The organism is Sphingomonas sp., assembly GCF_048594985.1.
Classification (GTDB): Bacteria; Pseudomonadota; Alphaproteobacteria; order Sphingomonadales; family Sphingomonadaceae; genus Sphingomonas_I.
Window position 1 is genome coordinate 1 of record NZ_JBMDXG010000333.1, and the last position, 5,452, is coordinate 5,452.

Consider the following 5,452-nt stretch of genomic DNA (forward strand, 5'->3'; position numbering starts at 1 on the left):
GGGCCGCTGCCGGACGATGAAAGCGCGGCCGAGTTCGAGAAGAAGCTGTATCTGGTCCGCCGCCGGATCGAGAAGAAGCTGATCGAGGCGCAGATCCAGGGCTGCTACATCTGTTCGCTGTCCTGCCAGTCGATCATCTACAAGGGCCTGTTCCTGGCCGAGGAACTGTCGGTCTTCTTCCCCGACCTGAAGGACGAACGCTTCGTCAGTCGCGTCGCGATCTTCCACCAGCGTTATTCGACCAACACCTTCCCGCAATGGTGGCTGGCCCAGCCGTTCCGCTGCCTCGCCCACAATGGCGAGATCAACACGATCCGCGGCAACAAGAACTGGATGAAGAGCCACGAGATCAAGATGGCGAGCCTGGCGTTCGGCCAGCATTCGGAAGAGATCAAGCCGCTGATCCCGGCGGGCGCGTCGGACACGGCCGCGCTGGACGCGGTGTTCGAAACGATCTGCCGTTCGGGTCGCGACGCGCCGACCGCAAAGCTGATGCTGGTGCCCGAAGCATGGCAGACCGGTGACCTCGCGCAGCCCGTCGGCGACATGTACAATTATTTCGCGAGCGTGATGGAGCCGTGGGACGGCCCCGCCGCGCTGGCAATGACCGACGGCCGCTGGGTCGTGGCGGGCGTCGACCGTAACGCGCTGCGTCCGCTGCGCACGCTACGGACGGCCGACAATCTGCTGATCGTCGGGTCCGAGGCGGGGATGGTGGTCGTTCCCGAGAGCGCTGCGGTGGCCAAGGGACGGATGGGCCCCGGCCAGATGATCGCGGTCGACCTCGACGAAGGGCGTTTCTACGAGGACGCGGAGATCAAGGCCCGGATCGCGGCCGAGGCGCCCTATGGTGATTGGGTCAAGGGCTTCCGCGCGATGGCCGACCTGCCGGTGCCGGCGGGCGAGCACCTGCCGCAGTGGAGCCGCGCCGAGCTGATCCGCCGCCAGATCGCGGCGGGCCAGACCATGGAGGACATGGAGCTGATCCTCGCGCCGCAGGTCGAGACCGCCAAGGAAGCGATCGGATCGATGGGCGACGACACGCCGCTGGCGGTCATTTCCGACAAGCCGCGTCCGATCAGCCATTTCTTCCGCCAGAATTTCAGTCAGGTCACGAACCCGCCGATCGACTCGCTGCGCGAGACGCGGGTGATGAGCCTGAAGACGCGGTTCGGGAACCTCGCCAACATCCTCGATACCGAGGCGCAGCAATCGGGCGTGCTCGTGCTCGATTCACCGGTGCTGACCAGTGCCGATTGGGCGACGCTGAAGGCCTATTTCGGTGCGGCGCATGCGACGATCGATTGCACCTATCCGGCGGACGGCAGTCCCGACGCGCTGCGCCAGGCGATCGCACGTGTCCGGCGCGAGGCGGAGCAGGCGGTGCGCGAGGGCAAGAGCGAACTGTTCCTGACCGACGAGAATGTGGGCGAGGACCGCGTCGCGATCGCGATGGTGCTCGCGGCGGCGGCGGTGCACACGCATCTCGTCCGCAAGGGGCTGCGCTCCTATGCGAGCGTCAACGTCCGCTCGGCCGAATGCCTCGACACGCATTATTACGCGGTGCTGATCGGCGTCGGCGCGACCACCGTGAACGCCTATCTGGCCGAGGCGGCGATCACCGACCGCCATGCGCGCGGCCTGTTCGGCGAATTGAGCCTCGCCGACTGCTTCAAGCGCTGGCGCAAGGCGATCGACGAGGGCCTGCTCAAGATCATGTCGAAGATGGGGATCGCGGTGATCTCCTCCTATCGCGGCGGCTACAATTTTGAGGCGGTCGGCCTCAGCCGCGCGATCTGCAACGACCTGTTCCCCGGCATGCCGACGAAGATTTCGGGCGAGGGTTATGCCTCGCTCCAGCTTTCGGCGCAGCTTCGCCATGAGGCGGCGTTCGGCACCGGATCGGCGATCCTGCCGATCGGCGGCTTCTACCGCCAGCGTGCGGGTGGGGAGAGCCACGCTTATTCGGCGCAGCTGATGCATCTGCTCCAGTCGGCTGTCGGGAGCGACAGCTACAGCCAGTATCTGCAATTCTCGCGCGGGGTGCGCGACCTGCCGCCCGTCTATCTGCGCGACCTGCTGGAATTCAACTGGGCGAAGGAGCCGATCGCGATCGATCAGGTCGAGGCGATCACCGAGATCCGCAAGCGCTTCGTAACGCCGGGCATGAGCCTGGGCGCGCTCAGCCCCGAGGCGCACGAGACGCTCGCCATCGCGATGAACCGGATCGGCGCCAAGGCCGTGTCGGGCGAGGGGGGCGAGGATAAGAACCGCTACACGCCCTATGAAAATGGCGACAACGCCAATTCGGTGATCAAGCAGATTGCGAGCGGCCGCTTCGGCGTCACGGCCGAATATCTGGGATCGGCCGAGGAACTGGAGATCAAGGTCGCGCAGGGCGCCAAGCCCGGCGAGGGCGGCCAACTCCCCGGTTTCAAGGTGACCGAGATGATCGCGCGCCTGCGTCACTCGACCCCGGGTGTGACGCTCATCTCGCCGCCGCCGCACCACGACATCTACTCGATCGAGGATCTGGCGCAGCTGATCTACGATCTGAAGCAGATCAACCCCCGCGCGCGCGTGTGCGTCAAGCTGGTCAGCTCGGCCGGCATCGGCACGGTCGCGGCGGGCGTCGCCAAGGCGCATGCCGACGCGATCCTGGTCGCCGGCAATGTCGGCGGTACTGGCGCTTCCCCACAGACCAGCGTCAAGTTCGCCGGCACGCCGTGGGAAATGGGGCTGAGCGAGGTCAACCAGGTGCTGACGCTCAACGGCCTGCGCCACCGCGTGAAACTGCGCACCGATGGCGGGCTCAAGACCGGGCGGGACATCGTCATCGCTGCGATCCTGGGCGCCGAGGAATATGGCATCGGCACGCTCAGCCTTGTCGCGATGGGCTGCATCATGGTCCGCCAGTGCCATTCGAACACCTGCCCGGTGGGCGTCTGCACGCAGGACGAGAAGCTGCGCGCGAAGTTCGTGGGCACGCCGGAGAAGGTCATCAACCTGATGACCTTCATTGCCGAGGAGGTGCGCGAGATACTGGCGCGGCTCGGCTTCAAGAGCCTCGATGAGGTGATCGGGCGGACCGAGCTGCTGCGTCAGGTCAGTCGCGGCGCCGAGCATCTGGACGATCTCGACCTCAATCCGATTCTCGCCAAGGTCGACGCGCCGGACCATCATCGCCGCTTCGCGATCAACACCTTCCGCAACGATGTGCCCGACAGTCTCGATGCGCAGATGATCAAGGACGCGGCGCCCGTTTTCGCGCGGCGCGAGAAGATGCAGCTCACCTACACCGTGCGGAACACGCATCGTGCGGTCGGCACGCGCTTCTCGGCGGAGATCACCTCCAAGTTCGGGATGAGCGCGCTGGCGGAGGGGCACGTCCATGTCCGCCTGCGCGGCAGCGCGGGCCAGTCGCTCGGCGCGTTCGCGGTGAAGGGGCTGACGCTCGAAGTGTTCGGCGAGGCCAACGATTATGTCGGCAAGGGCCTGTCCGGGGGCACGATTGTCGTGCGGCAGATGGTGTCGAGCCAGCTCGATACGAAGTCGAACACGATCATCGGCAATACCGTGCTCTACGGCGCGACCTCCGGCACCCTGCTGGCGGCGGGGCAGGCGGGCGAGCGGTTCGCGGTCCGGAATTCGGGCGCCACCGTGGTGGTCGAGGGCTGCGGCGCCAACGGCTGCGAGTACATGACCGGCGGTGTCGCGGTCATCCTGGGGCGCACGGGCGAGAATTTCGGCGCGGGCATGACCGGCGGCATGGCCTTCGTGCTCGACGAGGAGGGCGATGTCGGCGCGCGCGCGAATCAGGAAAGCATCGTCTGGCGGCGGCTCGGCTCCGCCTACTGGGAGACGCGGCTCAAGGCGCTGATCGCCGAACATGCGACGCGCACGGATAGCCGCTGGTCGAATGCGGTGCTCGACGATTGGGATCGGTGGCGCGGCCGCTTCTGGCAGGTGGTGCCCAGGGAAATGCTGACGCGCCTCAGCCATCCGCTCGACGATGCCGAGGTGGAACCGGAGATGGTCGCCGCCGAGTGACGCGGCGGCAACGCATGGCCGCTGACAGCCATCGCTGCGCGCGCTAAGCGGCGGCGATGGCCTGGCAGCTCTATCAGTTTCCGCTCTGTCCCTTCTCGCGCAAGGTGCGCCTCCTCCTCGGGGAAAAGGGGGTGGGGTGCGAACTCCTGCGCGAGAGTCCGTGGGACCAGCGTGACGAGTTCGTGGACATGAACCCCGCCGGCCAGACGCCGGTGCTGGTCGATCGCGCGCAGAATGTCGTGCTGATCGATTCGAACGCGATCTGCGATTTCCTGGAGGAGACGGTCGAGCGGGCGACGATGCTGCCCGGAACCGCCGCCAACCGGGCCGAGGTGCGTCGGCTGGTCGCCTGGTTCGACCAGAAGTTCCACGACGAGGTCGGCCGCCCGCTGATGTACGAGCGGATGGAGAAGCGCCTCGTCCACCGGCAGTCGCCCGATGCACGGACGCTGCGCGAGGCGATGCGACTCGCGAACAGCCACCTCGATTATGTCGACTGGCTGCTCGATCATCGCCGCTGGATCGGCGGCCCGCTGTTCAGCCTCGCCGATCTGGCCGCCGCCGCGCACATCTCCGTCGCCGACTATCTGGGCGGCATCGACTGGCGTGGGCACGAACGGACCCGCCACTGGTATTCCGGCATGAAGAGCCGGCCGAGCTTCCGGCCGCTGCTCGGCGAGCGAATGGAGGTGATCGTGCCTCCGGATCACTACGACAAGCTCGATTTCTAACTTTTTGTTGCGGTGCACAACGCACTTGATTTTGCCCGGCATTTCTCATATTGTGCATTGCAGCATAATTCGAACGGGAGCGGCGAAGTGGCCGAAGAGGACAATGCCCTGGTGAAGCCGGCCCGGCCGCGCAAGCCTCGGGCTGTTCCGGCGGTCGCGCCCGACACCGATACGGCGCATCGGAGCGAAGCCGACGAGGTTTCCGCCCCGCGGTCGTCGGTAAAGGCGGTGCTACCGGTCGAAGCCACCATCGCAATTAACGAGGCCGCTCCGTCGCCGGCCGTGCAAAGCGACGCCCCCATCGCTCCGGTCGAGGCCGCAGCGGTCGCAAGCAAGGATATCAAGGAAATGGCTACCGTTCCGCCGACCGACACCGTGGACAAGGCTCAGGCCGTGTTCGGCGACTTCTCCGAGCGCTTCAAGACGGCGTTCGAAAAGTCGACCAAGCTCGGTGAGGACATGGTCGAATTCGCCAAGGGCAATGTCGAGGCGATGATCGCGTCGGCGCGCGTCGCCGCCAAGACGGGCGAAGCGCTTGGCCAGGAAGCAGCTGAATATGGCAAGAAGAATTTCGAGAGCGCGACCACTGCGTTCAAGAGCTTCGCCACGGTCAAGTCGCCGACCGAGCTGTTCCAGCTCCAGAGCGAATTCGCCAAGGCGCAGTTCGACAG

General features: G+C 66.0%; 3 protein-coding genes. All 3 read left to right on the forward strand.

What is annotated here, in order from left to right; genetic code table 11:
* Positions 1–4,050: glutamate synthase large subunit (gltB, locus tag ACOJSF_RS13645; RefSeq protein WP_420142742.1), on the forward strand; the 4,050-nt coding region annotated here is incomplete at its 5' end.
* A 56-nt stretch (positions 4,051–4,106) separates the two neighbouring features.
* The gene (locus ACOJSF_RS13650) at positions 4,107–4,781 is read left to right on the forward strand and encodes a glutathione S-transferase family protein (RefSeq protein WP_420142743.1); all 675 of its coding nucleotides are present in this window, start codon (positions 4,107–4,109) and stop codon (positions 4,779–4,781) included.
* Positions 4,782–4,868: 87 nt separating this feature from the next.
* Positions 4,869–5,452 (forward strand): phasin family protein (locus ACOJSF_RS13655; RefSeq protein WP_420142744.1); only part of this gene is annotated, 584 nt, incomplete at its 3' end.